We start from the raw sequence: 15,734 nt of genomic DNA on the forward strand, positions 1-15,734 counted from the left end.
CGAGGGTTCCCGGCTCGGTCAGTAGTGCCAGCACCACAGTCGGTCCGACCGCTCCCCACTAGGGTCGCGCCATGACCGCACCGCTGCGTCTCGTCCTTGCCGAGGACGGCGAGCTGTTGCGGGCCGGGATCGTCGCACTCCTCGAGGGGTACGACGACGTCGACGTCGTCGCGGTCGCGACCGACTACGACGAGCTGATGGCGGCGGTCGACCGGGCCGAGGCCGACGTGGTCCTCACCGACATCCGGATGCCGCCGACGCTGACCGACGAGGGGATCCGTGCGGCCGGCCACATCCGCGAGACCCATCCAGAGCTCGGCGTCGTGGTGCTGACGCAGTACGCCGACGCGGAGTACGCCCTCGACCTCGTGGCCGCCGGCAGCCAGGGGCGCGGCTACCTCCTCAAGGAGCGCGTGGCCAAGGCCGACGAGCTGGTCGCGGTGCTCCGCGAGGTGGCCGCGGGCGGTTCCGTGATCGACGAGTCGGTCGTGGGCGGCCTGGTCTCCGCCGGCTCTCGCCGCCCCGACTCCGCCCTCTCGCGACTCACCCCACGCGAGCTGGACGTCCTCACGCACGTCGCGCGCGGGATGTCGAACCAGGCGATCGCCGCGACCCTGTCGGTGACCGACCGTGCGGTCGAGAAGCACATCAACTCGATCTTCGCCAAGCTCGACCTGCCAGCGGACTCACCGCTGCACCGACGGGTGGCGGCGGCGCTGGTCTACCTCAACGACGTCGGCACAGCCGAGCCCCCGGCCGGGTCGATGCCCGGGACCGCCCGGTGGTGACCTGGTTCCTCACCGGGTGGCGGCGAGTCGAGCCGCGGTTGCGGCGGTTCGCGCTGATCAACGCGACGTCGCTGGTGTCCGCGACCGTCCTGCTCACAGCGATCTACCTGCTCGGCCCCAGGTACACCGAGATCCGGCAGATCACGGTCGTGCTGCTGATGGCCAGCGTGGTGATGGTCGGTGGGCTCGCCCTGGCGCCGGTGCTGGGTGCCGACGGCGTGACGTTCGCGCTGCTGACGTCGGCCTTGATCTTCGCCTTCGGCTGCGTGTGGGTCTCACCGTGGCTCAGCCCGTTGGCGGTCCTGGTGCTGCTGGTCCCGCTGATCGTCGCCTACCCCTTCCTGGGGCGGCGGACCCTGACCGTCGCCGTGGTGGTGGTCCTCGTGTCCGTGACGGCGACGGCCGCCATGGCAGAGCAGCGGCGGATGCTCGGTGAGGACTTCCCGACGCACGTGCTCAGCCTGGTCGTCTCCGTCCCGGTCGTGGTCGTCGTGATCATGATCGTCGTCCGCCAGAACCACCAGGAGCTCCACGACCGCGCCGACCAGCTGCGGGAGTCACGGCGCCAGGTGGCGCAGGTGGCTGACGCGGCCCGCCGCAGCCTCGAGCGCGACCTTCACGACGGGGCGCAGCAGCGGCTGGTCAGCATGAGTGTGCTGATCAGCAGGGTGCGGCAGCTGATCGACCGCGGCGACCTGGTCCAGGCGCGACTGGCTGTGGACGACCTCGGCGAGCAGAACCTGCTCGCCATCAACGAGCTGCGCGAGCTGGCCCGTGGCATCTACCCACAGCTGCTGGCGGAGCGCGGGCTGGTGGCGGCACTCGCCGCGGCCGCCCGTCGGTCGACGGTCCCGGCCACGGTGCGGGCTGAGCCACTGGAGCGACAGTCGCAGGAGGTCGAGTCGGCGGTCTACTTCTGCATCCTCGAAGCCCTCCAGAACGCCGCGAAGCACTCCGGCGCCGACCAGGTGGAGATCCGGCTGCACGGCGACCCCCGGCTGGAGTTCGCGGTCATCGACACCGGCCGTGGGTTCGACCCGTCGTCGGTGGAGCAGGACGGCGGGCTGCTGGGGATGGCGGTCCGGATCCGGGCAGCGGGCGGTGAGCTGCGGGTCGAGTCGGCCCCGGGCCAGGGCACGGCGGTGAGAGGGTCCTTCCCGGGCCCGGTGGACCGCCCGTCGGCGCGGTAGCGGTGGTGGGGTAAGACTTCGGGCATGGTCACTGCGGGCCACGACCAGGCCGACCACCGGATCAGGCTCGAGTGGGGACCGACCGGCGGCACGGTGATCGCCCGCCGGTCCGGCGTCGCCGTGGTGGTCGACGTGCTCTCGTTCAGCACCACGGTGACGGTGGCGGTCGAGCGCGGGATCACCGTCTACCCGTTTCGGTGGCGGGACGAGCGTGCAGCCGAGTACGCCGAGGAGCGGCGGGCGAACCTCGCGTTGCAGCGGCACGACGCCCGCTACCGGGCGGGGGCGGTGTCGCTCTCGCCGGGATCGCTGCAGACCGCGACCGGGATCGAGCGGCTCGTGCTCCCCTCGCCCAACGGCTCCACGATCTGCGCCGAGCTGGCGGGGTCCGGGGCCGAGGTCGTGGTGGCCTGCCTGCGCAATGCTCGGGCGGTGGCCGACTGGCTGCGGCCACGGCTCGACGCCGGCACGGTGGTCGCCGTCGTACCGGCCGGTGAGCGATGGCCCGACGGTTCGATGCGACCCTGCGCCGAGGACCTGTGGGGCGCCGGGGCCGTGCTGGCAGAGCTCGACCCCGCGTTGATGAGTCCCGAGGCGCGGCTGGCTCGCGACGCGTACGCCCGCTTCGAGCCACGGCCGCTCGAGCATCTGTCGAGCTGTGCCAGCGGGGTCGAGCTGACCGCCGCCGGCTTCGCCCACGACGTCGCCATCGCCGGTCGGCTGCACACGAGCGACGCGGTGCCGGTGCTGCGCGGCGGTGCGTTCGCGGCGGTGCCGCGAACCGTCCCTTGACTCCGCGTGTAACACTGATTACATGATTACAGACGAGCAGCAGGAGGCGATCACCGGCTGGTTCGCCGGCCGGTTGCCGAAGGAGTGGACGGTCGAGGCCCCACGGGTCAGTGTCGACCGCGAGGAGATCACCGTGATCCTGACCACGGACGACGTCACAGGTGACTCGGAGGTCGCGACCGCCGAGGCACGCGCGGGCCGGGCCAGCGCCTTCCGCGAGGACACCCGCGAGGCGCGGATGAAGATCGCCCGCGAGGCCCAGCACCGCTACCAGCGCAAGGTCTCCTGGGGGTTGCGGGTCGGCGACCACGAGGAGCTGTGGACCCACGTCGCAGCACCAGTCATGACACGGCTTCGCCAGCCGCAGCGACAGGTGCTCGACACGCTGGTCGAGGCCGGTGTCGCCCGGTCGCGCTCCGACGCGCTCGCGTGGTGCGTCCGGCTCGTCGGCCAGCACGAGGAGGACTGGCTGGCGGAGCTGCGCGAGGCGATGACCGCCGTCGACGACGTACGCCGGAAGGGGCCCGCCGCCTGAGCGACGAGCCCCTCGAGTGGTGATGGCTCCTACTTCACTTCCGACCTCATGATCAGCCGGAGGCCGAGGAGGGCGGGCAGCACGAGCCACAGCGCTGCGGTGACGGCGACCTGGGCCCACTGCTCACCCTGCGGTGGTCCCTCGAAGAGGAAGGACCGGGCCAGCTCGGCGTCGACCCAGGGCTGGACGTCCACGAAGTCCGGTTGGCTGGTGGCCAGGATCCCGAACACCGTCGGGAGCACCAGGGTCATCACGAAGTAGACGACCAGAGCACCCGGCGAGCTGCGGATGACCATGCCCAGCATCGTCCCGGTCAGCAGGCACAGCAGGCTGCCGATGACGATGGTTCCGAACTGTGCGGCCGAGAGATCCCAGATGAGCTCGGTCCCGGTGATCGCGGTCCCGGCCACGTTGCCGACCACCCCCACGACCAGCGCGACCAGCATCGCCGCGACCCCGACGACCACGGCCGACAAGGTCTTGGCCAGCAGGACCCTCCCGCGGTGGGGGACCAGCGTGAACGTGGTCAGGCCGGTGCGCTGGCTCCACTCGCCGGTGATCGACAGGATCGCGATGATCGGGAGCACGATCGTCATCGGGAAGCCGATCGCCGCGGCGAACGTGTTGTGGGTCAGCTCCTCGTCGGGGGCGAAGAGGATCGTCCCGATCGTGGCCACGACGCCCAGGATCACGAGGCTGGCCATCAGCCAGAACCCGACCCGGGTGTCGAACATCTTGCGCAGCTCGACGCGGACCACGCGGGTCAGCGGGACCGGGGCAACGCGAGCCGGCGTCCGGTCGACGGCGGTGGCGCCGAGGGTGGTGTCGATGGTGGTCATGCTGCTTTCCTCTCTGATTCCTGGTCCCGCTTCTGGTTTCGCTTCTGGTTTCGCTTGCCGTGCCGGGTGCCGTCCCGCTGGGTGTCGGCCGTGAGCTGGAGGAACATGTCCTCCAGGCCGCTCTCGGCGGCGCGCAGCTCGGTCAGTGCGACACCTGCCCGCAGTGCCACCTGGCCGACCAGGGCCGGCTCCACGTCGGTGGCCACCGCGCCGTCGTCGGAGAGCGCGGTCTCGAAGCCGGATGCGTGAAGAGCACCCCGCAGGGCGCGCTGGTCCGTGGCGCGTACGACGCTGCCCACACCTCGGAGCAGGTCCGCCTTGGATCCCTGGCAGACGATCCGGCCGCCGCCGATCATCACGATGTCGTCGGCGACGATCTCGACCTCGCGCAGCAGGTGCGAGGACAGCAGCACCGTGCCGCCGTCATCGGCGAACTCGCGCAACAGGTCGCGCATCCACCGGATGCCAGCCGGGTCGAGACCGTTGGCCGGCTCGTCGAGGATCAGCACCCGAGGGTTGCCGATCAGGGCAGTGCCGATCCCGAGCCGTTGCCGCATCCCGAGCGAGTAGTTGCCGACCCTGCGGTCGGCCTCGGCCGGGGTCAGGCTCACCAGGTCGAGCATCTCGTCGACGCGGCGCGCCGCGACTCCCGTCAGCTGCTGGGCGATGGTGAGGATCTCCCGACCGGTCCGGCCGGCGTGCTGAGCCGAGGCGTCCAGCATCACGCCGACCTCGATGCCCGGGTTGGGCAGGTCCGCGAACGGCCGGCCCGCGACGGTGGCGCTGCCCGATGTGGGCTTGGTGAGTCCGACCATCATCCGCATCGACGTCGACTTGCCGGCCCCGTTCGGACCCAGGAAGCCGGTGACCCGGCCGGGCTGGGCGACGAAGCTGACCTCGTCGACGGCGAGGGTGTGGCCGTACTTCTTGGTCAGGTTGTCGATGGTGATCATCTGGGTTCCTCTCATGCGAATAGGTCGTCTTCGACGCTAGGTACGCGGGCGGGTCTGCGCGTCGTCGCGAGGTCGCGACGTTGCTGCGACGTACCGGTGAGGGCGCGTCGTCCGTTGGTAGGAGGGCGCGCGCCTACGACTCGTCGAAGAGCCCGGCCTGGTAGGCGAGGACGATCGCCTGGGCGCGGTCGCGGAGGCCGAGCTTCTGAAGCAGCCGGGTGACGTGGGTCTTGACCGTGGTGTCGCTGATGAACAGCTGCTGTCCGATCTCGGCGTTGGACAGGCCCCGGGTGATCAGCGAGAAGACCTCGAGCTCGCGCGCCGTCAGCTCGGAGACCCCGGGGGGAGGGGGCTGCCGGTGCACGCTGGCGAAGTGGCGGATGACCCGCTTGGTGACCGCGGGTGAGAGCAGCGCCTCCCCGGCCGCGACCGTGCGTACGGCGGCGAGCAGCTGCTCGGGCGGGTCGTCCTTGAGCACGAACCCGCTCGCGCCGGCGCGCAGCGCCTCGAAGACGTAGTCGTCGAGGTCGAACGTGGTGAGGATCAGCACCCGCGCCGTGGTGTCGGTCGACAGGATCCGGCGCGTCGCCTCCAGACCGTCGAGCTCGGGCATCCGGATGTCCATCAGGATCACGTCGGGGTGGAACCGGGCGGCGTACGTCACCGCCTCCAGGCCGTTGCCCGCCTCGGCCACGACCTCGATGTCCGCCTCGTCCGCGAGCAGGAGCCGGAACCCGGCGCGCACCATCGACTGGTCGTCGACCACGAGAACCCGGATCGTCATGAGTCGTCACCACCCAGCGGGAGGCGCGCCTTCACCAAGAAGCCGCCACCGGGTGCGGGATGCGCGGACATCTCGCCGCCGAACAGCTTGACCCGCTCGCGGACCCCCACCAGGCCGTGTCCGTGGCCGTCGCTGGCACCCGAGGCGATCCCGGGTCCGTGGTCGCGGACCTCGAGCCGCAGCGCCCCGGGCTCATAGGTCACGGTCACCTCGACCTGGCCGGGGCCTGAGTGGCGCAGGCTGTTGGTGAGCGCCTCCTGCACGATCCGGTACGCCGACAGGTCGAGGCCGGGTGGCAGTGGCGCTGCGTCCCCGCGGAACTGGAGGTCCACGTCCAGTCCTGCCGCACCGACGTCCCGTACCAGCCGTTCGAGGTCGTCCAGCCCCGGGTGGGGCGCCAGGTCTGCGGCGTCCTCGTCCTGCCGCATCGCGTTGAGCAGCCGCCGCATCTCGGTCAGCGCGGTCCGGCCCGCTTCCTCGACGTTCCTGAGCGCCTCTCGGTCGGCTTGCGCGGACTCGGGCATCCGGTGCCGCACCGCTCCCACCTGCAGCAGCATCATGCTGACCGCATGGGCGACGACGTCGTGGAGCTCACGGGCGATCCGGCCACGCTCCTCGGCGACGGCGACGCGGGCCGCCGCCTCGCGCTCACGTTCGGCCCGGGCCGCACGCTCCTCGGCGGCCTCGGTCCGCTGGGTCCGCTCACGCAGCGCGAAGCCGATCAGCCAGCCGATCCCGAACAGCACTGGGATCGACAGCACGTCCTCGGCTCTCGCGTCGGCGCTGCGCGAGACGACGACAGCTGCGGACGCGACGACGATCGCCAGGCCGGCGTACGCCTGCCGCGGGCTGCGCTGGTTGCCCAGGAGCACCGCGGCACCCATGCCGGCGAGGAACAGCCCGGACTGGTTGACGATCAGCTCGCCGTCGACGAAGGACAGCACCGCGCTCGCCAGCCAGGTGGCCGCTGGGGCCGCGAACGGGAACCGCCGTCGGCCGAGGAGCGTCAGCACCACGGCGGCGACCGCGACCACTTCGAACCAGTGCACCGGACCGCTGGGGTGGTCGAGGCTCTCCTTCAGCGCGGTGGCGATCGCGGCCTCGAGCGCGGCGAGGCAGATCAGCAGGTCGAGTCCGTACCTGAAGAGGAGCTGCCGCGCCCGCGTCACCCCGCCACGGTAGAGCTGCGGCAGCGCGATGGTCGTCCACCAAAAGTGGGACTCGCGGGGCAGCGTGGGTGGGTGCCGGCTGGTAGACACGCTGGCATGGATCGCGACGCGGTACGCCGGGACGCCGAGCGCCACCTGCGGACGCTGGTGGGCAGCGACGACGCGACCCTGTACGACGACCAGTGGGCCGCGATCGAGACGCTCGCGGTCCACCGGCGCCGGGCCCTGGTGGTCCAGCGCACCGGCTGGGGCAAGTCGGCCGTCTACTTCGTCGCGACCCTGCTGCTGCGGTCACAGGGCTCGGGGCCGACGGTGATCATCTCGCCGTTGTTGGCCCTGATGCGCAACCAGATCGCCGCCGCCGAGCGGGCCGGCATCCGGGCAGTGACGATCAACTCCACCAACATCGAGCAGTGGGAGCCCATCCACGAGGCGATCTCGGCGGGTGCGGTCGACGTGCTCCTCGTCAGCCCGGAGCGACTCAACAACCCCGGCTTCCGCGACGAGGTGCTGCCGCGGCTGGCGGCGACCTGCGGGCTGCTCGTCGTCGACGAGGCCCACTGCATCTCCGACTGGGGCCACGACTTCCGACCGGACTACCGGCGGATCCGCACCCTGCTCGCCGAGCTGCCCGACGGCATCCCGGTCCTCGCCACGACCGCGACCGCCAACCAACGGGTCACCGACGACGTGGCCGAGCAGCTGGGCACCGAGACGTTCGTGCTGCGAGGGTCGCTCGACCGGGAGTCGTTGCGGCTCGGCGTGGTGCGGCTGAAGACCGCCGAGCAGCGCCTCGCATGGCTGGCCGACCACCTCGCGGAGCAGCCCGGCTCGGGCATCGTCTACTGCCTGACCGTGGCCGCCACCCAGGAGGTCGCGGGCTATCTGCGCGCCCGCGGCCACCCCGTGGCCGCCTACTCCGGGCAGACCGAGCCCACCGAACGGCTCGCGCTGGAGCAGTCGCTGCTCTCGGGCGACGTCAAGGCGCTGGTGGCCACCAGCGCGCTCGGGATGGGATTCGACGCCAAGCTCGGCTTCGTGGTGAACCTCGGCGCGCCCGCCTCACCGGTGGCCTACTACCAGCAGGTCGGACGCGCGGGGCGTGGCACTGACGACGCGACGGTGGTGCTTCTCCCTGCGATCGAGGACCGCGACATCTGGGCCTACTTCGCCTCGCTCGCGTTCCCGCGCGAGCCGGTGGTCCGAGCGACCATCGAAGCGCTCGCCGAGCACGGGCCGCTCAGCACCGCCGCGCTGGAGACCTACGTCGACCTCAACCGCACCCGGCTCGAGACGATGCTCAAGGTGCTCGACGTGGACGGCGCGGTGCAGCGGGTCCGCGGCGGCTGGCAAGCGACCGGGCAGCCGTGGGTCTACGACGAGGAGCGGCACCGCCGGGTCCGCGAGGCGCGCGAGCGCGAGCAGGCCGCGATGCTCGCCTACCTCGACCACGACGGCTGCCGGATGGAGTACCTCCGCCGCCAGCTCGACGACCCCGGCGCCGAGCCCTGCGGCCGGTGCGACCGGTGTGGCGGTCTGACGCTGCCCAGCGACGTCAGTGAGGCGGCCGTCGAGGCGGCCGAGGAGCGGCTCTCGCGGCCGGGGGTCGTGCTCGAGCCGCGGAAGATGTGGCCGACCGCGCTCGGCAACCTCGGTCTCGACCTCAAGGGCAAGATCGCCGGCGGGGCTGAGGAGGGCCGGGTCGTCGCCCGGCTCCACGACCTCGGGCACGGCGGATCGCTCCGGGCGCTGTTCGCCGGCGGCGACGGGCCGGTCCCGGTGCCGCTCGCCCGGGCTGTGGTCGAGGTGCTGACCGACTGGCAGCCGAAGGTCGAGGCAATCGTGCACGTCGAGTCGGCGCGCCGACCGACCCTTCCCCGCGACCTCGCCGACGGGCTGGCGCGCTACCTCGGCGTACCGGTCGTGGGGCGATTCGCAATCGTCGACCGCTCGATCGATCCCGAGCGGGGCGCCTCCAACTCCGCCCAGCGGGTGGCCGCGGTGACCCGCCGGTTCGCGCTCGAGGCCGAGGTGCCGGCAGGCCCGGTGCTGCTGGTCGACGACCTGGTCGTCACCGGCTGGACCATGACGCTGGCCGCCCGGTCGCTCCGCGCCGCAGGCGCCACCGAGGTGCTGCCCCTCGCCCTGGCCGTGAGCGGGTAGTCCGCCGCCCGAATCATCAGCAGAGCCGCTCAGGTGATGATTTCGGCGGCGGACTACGTGGGTGCCGAACCGTCCAGCTCCTCGATCGTCGCCAGGCTCGGGCCACGCTCGGACCGCAGCTTCGCCGAAACCGACTCGACTCCGCGCATCACGCGGAGCAGGTTGCCGCTCGTGAGCTGGGCGAGGTCGGACTGCGACCAGCCGCGGTCGGCGAGCGCGGCGAGCAGCCGGGGATAGCTGCTCACGTCCTCGAGCCCCACGGGAAGTCCGTCCACGCCGTCGTAGTCGCCACCGAGTCCGACCGAGTCGATCCCGGCCACCGCGCGCACGTGCTCGACGTGTGTCACGACGTCCTCGAGCGTGGCGCTCGGTCGCGGTCGATCGCGTGACCACTCCAGCTTGAAGGCGGTCTCGCCGTCGTCGTCGTCGCGTGCGACTCCCGCGGCCCTGGCCGCGGCGACCAGCTCGGCCTGCCAGGCAGCGACCTCGGGATTCACGAACGCCGGTACGAACGTCACCATGCAGACCCCGCCGTTGTCGGGCAGGGACGCCAGCACGTCGTCAGGCACGTTGCGCGGGTGGTCGACCACGGCGCGGGCGGAGGAGTGGGAGAAGATCACCGGCGCGTCGGTCGTCGCGAGCGCGGCCCGCATCGTGTCCGGGGCGACGTGGGAGAGGTCGACCATCATCCCGATCCGGTTCATCTCCCGCACGACCTCGACCCCGAACGACGAGAGCCCGCCGACCGCCGGTTCGTCGGTCGCCGAGTCCGCCCACGGGGTGTTGTCGTTGTGGGTCAGCGTCAGGTAGCGGACGCCGACCGCGTACAACATCCGCAGCGCCCCGAGCGAGCAGTCGATCGAGTGGCCGCCCTCGGCTCCGAGCAGCGACGCGATCCGGCCCGACGCCCAGGCTGCCTCGACCTCGTCGGCCGTGCCGGCGAACGCCAGCCGGTCGGCGTACCGCTCGATCATCGTGTACGCCGCGTCGATCTGCTCCAGGGTCGCCGCTACTGCGTGGCCGCCGGTCAGGCTGCACGGGACGTAGACCGACCAGAACTGCCCGCCCACACCGCCCGCCGCGAGCCGCGGCAGGTCGGTGTGGGTCGACGCGACGGACCCGGCGATGTCGAGCCGGTCGAAGTCGTAGCCGACCTGCTTCCGCGCCTCCCACAGCAGATCGTTGTGCCCGTCGATCACGGGGTGGCGCGACAGCAGGTCAGCGAGCTCGTCCATGCCCCGACTATGTCAGTCGGAGGTCGGAGGTCTCAGTGGGCCACCATCGCCGCCGGGTCGACCGGGGCCACCTTGCGGCGCGGCAGGAAGAACGCCGGCACCAGGCAGAGGGCGACCAGCACCACCGCGACCAGGAACGCGTCCGCGTAGGCCTCGGCCATGGCCGGCATCGGGTTGGGGTCCTGCTGCGCCAGCGCGTCCTTGAGGCCGTTGGTCAGCAGCACCGAGAACAGTGCGAAGCCGATCGACGAGGCGACCTGCTGGGTGATGTTCATCAGCGTCGAGCCGCGGGCGATGTTGTGGTCGGTCAGCGTCGCGAGTGCCGCCGACATGATCGGCATCATCGTGCTGCCCATGCCGAGGCCCATCACGAACAGCGCGCCCAGCATCAGCGGGTACGGCGTGGTGTCGGTCAGCTGGGTGAAGACCGACATCCCGACCACGATCGTGCCGATGCCCGTGAGCACGACCTTGCCGGGGCCGATCCGGTCGGCCAGGATGCCCGCGATCGGCATCGTGATCATCGCGCCGAATCCCTGCGGCGCGATCAGCCAGCCGGCCGAGAGCGCCGTCTCGCCTCGGATCTCCTGGAAGTACAGCGGGAACAACAGGCTGGAGCCGAAGAACGCGATGGCGAACAGCATCATGGCGACCACGGCGATGGACATGTCACGGTTCTTGAACAGCCGCAGCTCCACCAGTGGGTGGATGTTGCGGGGGTGGAGCGCCCACGGCACGAACCCGACGATCAGGGCGAGGCCGACGAGGGCCGGCAGCCAGACCTCAGTGGCGGTGACGGTCCCGTGCTCGGGGATCGAGGAGACGCCGTAGAGGAACGCGGCGAGCCCGGGCGAGAGCATCAACATGCCGAGCCAGTCGAAGCTCTCCGAGGGCTCGACGTGGTCCTTCGGCAGCACCTTCGCGGCGTAGGCGAGGGCGACCAGACCGATCGGCAGGTTGATCAGGAAGATCCAGTGCCAGGAGGCGATCTCGATCAACCAGCCGCCGAGGATCGGACCGAAGATCGGGCCGAGCAGCATCGGGATGCCGAGCACAGCCATGACCCGACCGACCCGGTCCGGACCCGCGGCGCGGGTGAGGATGGTCATGCCCAGCGGCATCAGCATGCCGCCGCCCAGACCCTGGATGACGCGGAACAGGACCAGCTGTCCCAAGCCGTCGGCGACCGAGCACAACACGGAGCCGGCAGTGAACAGGAACACCGCGAGCAGGTAGAGCCGCTTGGTGCCGAACCGGTCCGCGGCCCACCCGGTCAAGGGGATCACCGCCGCGAGCGCGAGCGTGTAGCCGGTCATGGTCCACGCGACGTCTGCCGCGGTCGCGTTGAATTCGGTCTGGAAGGTCTGCAGTGCCACCGACACGACCGTGATGTCGAGGATCGACATGATCGCGCCGAGCACGACCACCCCCGCGACGATCAGGACACCGCGGTCGAGACCGGCGTCGGACCCGGGCGTGATGCTCGGGTCCTCAGGGACGTTTTCAGCGAGGTCTGAAGTCTCCGTATTCACCCGAAAAGGTTAGAGGCGGCCACCGACAGGCGGCCAATCGTTATTGCCGATCCCGCGACCGGCCGCCCTCACGCGCTGACGAGCCGGCGCTCCGCGGCGTCGATCGCCGCGGGCGACAGCACGTGCTCGATCGCGAGCGCAGCCGCTCCGATCACACCGGCCCGCTCGCCGGCCCGCGACGTCACGATCCGCAGGTGCTCGGTCGCCAGCGGGAGAGAACGGGAGTAGACGACCTCGCGGATCCCGGCCAACAGGCTCTCGCCGGCCTCCGCCAGCGCGCCGCCGATCACGACGACCGACGGGTTGATCAGGTTGACCAGAGTCGCGACCACCTCGCCGAGGTCGCGGCCGGCCTGCCGGACAGCGGCGATCGCGGCCGGGTCGCCGGCGCGGACCAGCTCGACCACGCCGTGCCCGTCGGCCACGTCGATGCCCTGCTCCCGCAGCTCGGCGGCGATCGCGGGACCGGCCGCGATCGCCTCCAGGCAGCCGACGTTGCCGCACCGGCAGACGGTGTCGCCCGCTCGGCCGACCCGGACGTGCCCGAGGTCGCCGGCCGTGCCCTGGGCGCCCCGCTGCAGCTCGGCGCCGGACACGATGCCGGCGCCGATGCCGGTGGCGACCTTGATCAGCACCAGGTCGTCGACGTCGCTCAGGTGAGCGTGCCGCTCGCCGAGCGCCATGATGTTGACGTCGTTGTCGATCAGCACGGGCACGTCGAAGGCCCGCTGGACATGCGCCGGCACGTCGTACCGGTGCCAGCCGGGCATGATCGGCGGGTTGATGGCACGGCCGGTGGAGTGCTCCACCGGACCCGGCAGCCCCATCCCGATCGCGGCCAGCTCTGACACCGGGCGCCGCTGCTCGGTGAGCAGGTCGTCGACCACGCCCTCCACCCAGGTCAGGACGACCTCGGGCCCGGCTGCGATGTCCAGGTCGGCGCGCCGCTCGGCGAGGATCGTCCCGGCGAGGTCGGCCAGCGCTGCCGTGGCGTGGGTGGCGCCGAGATCGATCCCCGCGACCACCCAGGCACCCGGGTTGAGGGCGAGCAGCGAGGGCGGCCGGCCGCCGGTGGAGATCCCGCCGCCGTACGGTGCCACGAGCCCCAGCCGCAGCAGCACGTCGATCCGCGCGGCAATGGTGGAGCGGGCCAGACCGGTCAGCTCGGCGAGCTGGGCACGGGTGCGCGGCTGACCGTCCCGCAGGAGGTCGAAGACGTCGCTGGGCCGCACGGCGGAAGTGAAGCACGCACCTGTTGTGTACGTCCAGCAATGAACTTCTGCCGGTCCCTCGACAAAAGTGCGGCCGCGTGCCACAGTGACGCCCGTGGTGCCCTCCCCGTCCGACGACGCCCGCCGGGGCGAGGTCGTGCTGCGCGCGAGCGGGCTGACGAAGTCGTTCGCCGGCCACACCGTGCTCGCAGACGCGGACCTCGAGCTCCGGGCGGGTCAGGTGCTGGGGCTCGTGGGGGAGAACGGTGCGGGCAAGTCGACCCTGATGAAGGTGCTGGCCGGCGTCTACACCCCCGACGCGGGCACGATCGAGGTCGCGGGCGAGCAGGTCCACTTCAGCCACCCGCTCCAGGCCCAGCACGCCGGCATCTCCACCGTGTTCCAGGAGTTCAACCTGCTGCCGGAGCGCTCGGTCGCCGAGAACATCTACCTGGGCCGGGAGCCGAGACGTCGCGGGCTCGTGGACACCGCGATGATGCAGCGCGACACCCAGGAGCTGCTCGCGGGGCTCGGTGTCACCGGGATCAGGCCGGGGCAGCGGGTGCGGACGCTCTCGGTCGCCGAGCAGCAGATCGTCGAGATCGCCAAGGCGATCAGCTTCGACGCCCAGGTCATCCAGATGGACGAGCCGACCGCGGCCCTCGCCGAGCACGAGGTGGAGCTCCTGTACGGCATCATCCGCGGGCTCGCCGAGCGCGGCGTCGCGATCCTCTACGTCTCGCACCGGCTCAAGGAGGTCTTCGACCTGTGCGACACGATCACGGTCCTCAAGGACGGTCTACAGGTCGCGACCGAGCGCGCCGAGGACCTCGACGACGCCGCGCTGGTCCGGCTGATGGTGGGCCGCTCGATCTCGTCGTTCTTCCCCGACCCGGTCGACGGGACCGAGATCGGTGAGCCGCTGCTCGAGCTGCGCGAGGCCGGCAACGGGTACGTCGACGGGATCGACCTGACCCTGCGGGCGGGCGAGATCGTCGGGGTCTCCGGCCTCCAGGGGTCGGGACGCACCGAGCTGCTCGAGGCGATCTTCGGCGTCCGGCCGTTCACCCGCGGGGAGATGGTCGTCGCCGGGGCCAAGCGTCGCCCGGGGACGCCGCGGCAGGCCGTGCGGTCGGGGCTCGCGATGGTGACCGAGGACCGCAAGGCCACCGGCCTCGCGCTCAACCAGTCGATCCTCGACAATGCCCTCGGCGTCGTCCGCGCCGTCTTCCCTCGGCGGACCGGGAGCACGCGCCGGGACATGCCGGGGCTGTTGTCCTCGATCGAGGTCTCCGCTCGCGCGATGGACCAGGAGGTGCAGTTCCTCTCGGGCGGCAACCAGCAGAAGGTGGTGCTCGGGCGCTGGCTGGCCGCGCAGCCCCGGGTGGTGCTGATGGACGAGCCGACCCGCGGCATCGACGTCGGTGCGAAGCACAGCATCTACGAGCTGATGCGCGGGCTCGCCGCCGGAGGCGTCAGCGTCCTGATGGTCTCCAGCGAGCTGCCGGAGGTGATCGGCATGTCCGACCGGATCATCGTGATGCGCGACGGCCGGCAGGCCGGTGAGCTCCCGGCCGGAGTGACCGAGGAGCAGGTGCTCGCCCTCGCCACGGGCGTTGCCGAGGCCGAGGGAGGAGCGGCGTGAGCGTGTTCAGCTCCCTGTCGGGCCGGACCTCCCGGCTGACCTCGACCGGCATCGTGGTCGGCATCCTGGTGGTCGCGATCGTGGCCGGTGCCATCCTGACCGCCCTCGAGGGCCGCAACTTCTTCAGTGTCGGCAACATCCGCTCGATCCTGACCCTGACCAGCGTGCTCGGGTTCATCGCGATCGGGCAGACCCTGGTGATCCTGGTCGGCAGCCTCGACCTCTCGGTGCCGTACGTCGCGAGCCTCACCAGCGTGCTCGCCGGTGGCTGGATGGCCGACGAGTCCGGCAACGTGCCGATGGCGGTGGTCTTCTCGCTGGCGGTCGCCGCCGCGATCGGCCTCGTCAACGGCCTGATCGTCAGCCAGCTCAGGGTGCACGGCTTCATCGCGACGCTGGGTGTCGGCCTGATCATCAGTGGCTACCTGGCCACCAACTACCAGGGCAACCACGGTGTCGCACCGCGCTCCTTCCGGCTGATCGGTGCCACCCAGATCGGGCCGGTGCCGGTGTCCACCCTCATCCTGCTCGGCTGCGCGGTCGCGGCGATCGTGATGCTCCGCCGGACCCGGCTCGGCCACCACATCTACGCCGTGGGCGGCAACGAGTCGGTGGCGCGGATGTCGGGCATCCGGACGGCGGGTCCGGTGGTCGCGGCGCACGTCCTGTGCTCACTGCTCACCGCCATGGCCGGCCTGTTGCTGCTCGCGAGGCTGGGTGTCGGCAGCCCGACCATCGGGTCTCAGGGCGGCTACGACCTGATGTCGATCGCGGCCGTGGTGCTCGGCGGGACGCTGCTCGCCGGCGGCAAGGGCAACGTCGTCGGCACCCTGGCCGGGGTCGCCATCTTCGCGGTCATGGACAACGTCATGGGCGTGATGCAGGTGAACCCGTTCCT

At 71.3% G+C, this 15,734-nt stretch carries 14 protein-coding genes; 7 read left to right on the forward strand and 7 right to left on the reverse strand.

Annotated features, from left to right (window positions below; genetic code table 11):
* The first annotated feature begins 71 nt into the window (after positions 1–71).
* Genes VFZ39_RS11955 through VFZ39_RS11970 form a run of 4 tightly spaced genes read left to right on the forward strand, consistent with a single transcriptional unit; the run spans position 72 to position 3,305 of the window.
* On the forward strand, positions 72–788 hold the full coding sequence (locus tag VFZ39_RS11955) for a response regulator transcription factor (RefSeq protein ID WP_330865984.1): 717 nt from the start codon (positions 72–74) through the stop codon (positions 786–788).
* Complete coding sequence (locus VFZ39_RS11960) at positions 785–1,978, forward strand: sensor histidine kinase (RefSeq protein WP_330865985.1); 1,194 nt, start codon at positions 785–787, stop codon at positions 1,976–1,978. Before VFZ39_RS11955 ends, VFZ39_RS11960 begins: the two co-directional genes overlap by 4 nt.
* Before the next feature lie 24 nt (positions 1,979–2,002).
* A complete protein-coding gene (locus VFZ39_RS11965; protein WP_330865986.1) occupies positions 2,003–2,770 on the forward strand; it encodes a 2-phosphosulfolactate phosphatase in 768 nt (255 codons plus the stop codon).
* Positions 2,771–2,792: 22 nt separating this feature from the next.
* On the forward strand, positions 2,793–3,305 hold the full coding sequence (locus VFZ39_RS11970) for a hypothetical protein (RefSeq protein ID WP_330865987.1): 513 nt from the start codon (positions 2,793–2,795) through the stop codon (positions 3,303–3,305).
* 29 nt (positions 3,306–3,334) lie between these two features.
* Here VFZ39_RS11970 and VFZ39_RS11975 read toward each other — a convergent pair whose 3' ends face one another.
* The 4 genes from VFZ39_RS11975 to VFZ39_RS11990 all read right to left on the reverse strand — a co-directional run bounded on the left by VFZ39_RS11975 (position 3,335) and on the right by VFZ39_RS11990 (position 7,185).
* Positions 3,335–4,144, reverse strand: coding sequence for an ABC transporter permease (locus tag VFZ39_RS11975; protein WP_330865988.1), 810 nt, complete (start codon positions 4,142–4,144; stop codon positions 3,335–3,337).
* Positions 4,141–5,097, reverse strand: coding sequence for an ABC transporter ATP-binding protein (locus VFZ39_RS11980; RefSeq protein ID WP_330865989.1), 957 nt, complete (start codon positions 5,095–5,097; stop codon positions 4,141–4,143). Before VFZ39_RS11980 ends, VFZ39_RS11975 begins: the two co-directional genes overlap by 4 nt.
* 133 nt (positions 5,098–5,230) lie before the next feature.
* Entirely contained in the window at positions 5,231–5,881 is a 651-nt protein-coding gene (locus VFZ39_RS11985) for a response regulator transcription factor (RefSeq protein ID WP_330865990.1), read from the reverse strand.
* Positions 5,878–7,185 carry a sensor histidine kinase gene (locus VFZ39_RS11990; RefSeq protein ID WP_330865991.1) on the reverse strand — a complete coding sequence of 436 codons (1,308 nt, stop codon included), beginning with the start codon at positions 7,183–7,185 and terminating at the stop codon, positions 5,878–5,880. The genes VFZ39_RS11985 and VFZ39_RS11990 overlap by 4 nt, the downstream gene beginning before the upstream one ends.
* Here VFZ39_RS11990 and VFZ39_RS11995 point away from each other — a divergent pair.
* Complete coding sequence (locus VFZ39_RS11995) at positions 7,147–9,213, forward strand: RecQ family ATP-dependent DNA helicase (RefSeq protein WP_330865992.1); 2,067 nt, start codon at positions 7,147–7,149, stop codon at positions 9,211–9,213. The two genes, VFZ39_RS11990 and VFZ39_RS11995, sit on opposite strands and share 39 nt — an antisense overlap.
* Before the next feature lie 53 nt (positions 9,214–9,266).
* Here VFZ39_RS11995 and VFZ39_RS12000 read toward each other — a convergent pair whose 3' ends face one another.
* The 3 genes from VFZ39_RS12000 to VFZ39_RS12010 form a co-directional block, all read right to left on the reverse strand.
* Complete coding sequence (locus VFZ39_RS12000) at positions 9,267–10,448, reverse strand: dipeptidase (protein WP_330865993.1); 1,182 nt, start codon at positions 10,446–10,448, stop codon at positions 9,267–9,269.
* Positions 10,449–10,480: 32 nt separating this feature from the next.
* Positions 10,481–11,980, reverse strand: a complete 1,500-nt coding sequence (locus VFZ39_RS12005) for a DHA2 family efflux MFS transporter permease subunit (protein WP_330865995.1) — start codon at positions 11,978–11,980, stop codon at positions 10,481–10,483.
* 68 nt (positions 11,981–12,048) lie between these two features.
* Entirely contained in the window at positions 12,049–13,212 is a 1,164-nt protein-coding gene (locus tag VFZ39_RS12010) for an ROK family transcriptional regulator (RefSeq protein WP_330865996.1), read from the reverse strand.
* 94 nt (positions 13,213–13,306) lie between these two features.
* On the opposite strand from VFZ39_RS12010, the gene VFZ39_RS12015 reads away from it, so the two are divergent.
* Together VFZ39_RS12015 and VFZ39_RS12020 are read left to right on the forward strand one after the other, a co-directional pair.
* Positions 13,307–14,836: a sugar ABC transporter ATP-binding protein gene (locus tag VFZ39_RS12015; RefSeq protein WP_330865997.1), complete on the forward strand. Its 1,530-nt coding sequence runs from the start codon at positions 13,307–13,309 to the stop codon at positions 14,834–14,836.
* The coding region (locus tag VFZ39_RS12020) for an ABC transporter permease (RefSeq protein ID WP_330865998.1) at positions 14,833–15,734 on the forward strand (902 nt) is incomplete at its 3' end. The genes VFZ39_RS12015 and VFZ39_RS12020, both read left to right, overlap by 4 nt.

Source organism: Nocardioides sp., assembly GCF_036374615.1.
Taxonomy (GTDB): Bacteria; Actinomycetota; Actinomycetes; order Propionibacteriales; family Nocardioidaceae; genus Nocardioides.

Bases quoted from the DNA above. Each gene is read 5' to 3' on its own strand.
- VFZ39_RS11955 (WP_330865984.1), top strand. From the start codon at position 72: ATGACCGCACCGCTGCGTCTCGTCCTTGCCGAGGACGGCGAGCTGTTG.
- VFZ39_RS11965 (WP_330865986.1), top strand. From the start codon at position 2,003: ATGGTCACTGCGGGCCACGACCAGGCCGACCACCGGATCAGGCTCGAG.
- VFZ39_RS11970 (WP_330865987.1), top strand. From the start codon at position 2,793: ATGATTACAGACGAGCAGCAGGAGGCGATCACCGGCTGGTTCGCCGGC.
- VFZ39_RS11975 (WP_330865988.1), bottom strand. From the start codon at position 4,144: ATGACCACCATCGACACCACCCTCGGCGCCACCGCCGTCGACCGGACG.
- VFZ39_RS11980 (WP_330865989.1), bottom strand. From the start codon at position 5,097: ATGATCACCATCGACAACCTGACCAAGAAGTACGGCCACACCCTCGCC.
- VFZ39_RS11985 (WP_330865990.1), bottom strand. From the start codon at position 5,881: ATGACGATCCGGGTTCTCGTGGTCGACGACCAGTCGATGGTGCGCGCC.
- VFZ39_RS11995 (WP_330865992.1), top strand. From the start codon at position 7,147: ATGGATCGCGACGCGGTACGCCGGGACGCCGAGCGCCACCTGCGGACG.
- VFZ39_RS12000 (WP_330865993.1), bottom strand. From the start codon at position 10,448: ATGGACGAGCTCGCTGACCTGCTGTCGCGCCACCCCGTGATCGACGGG.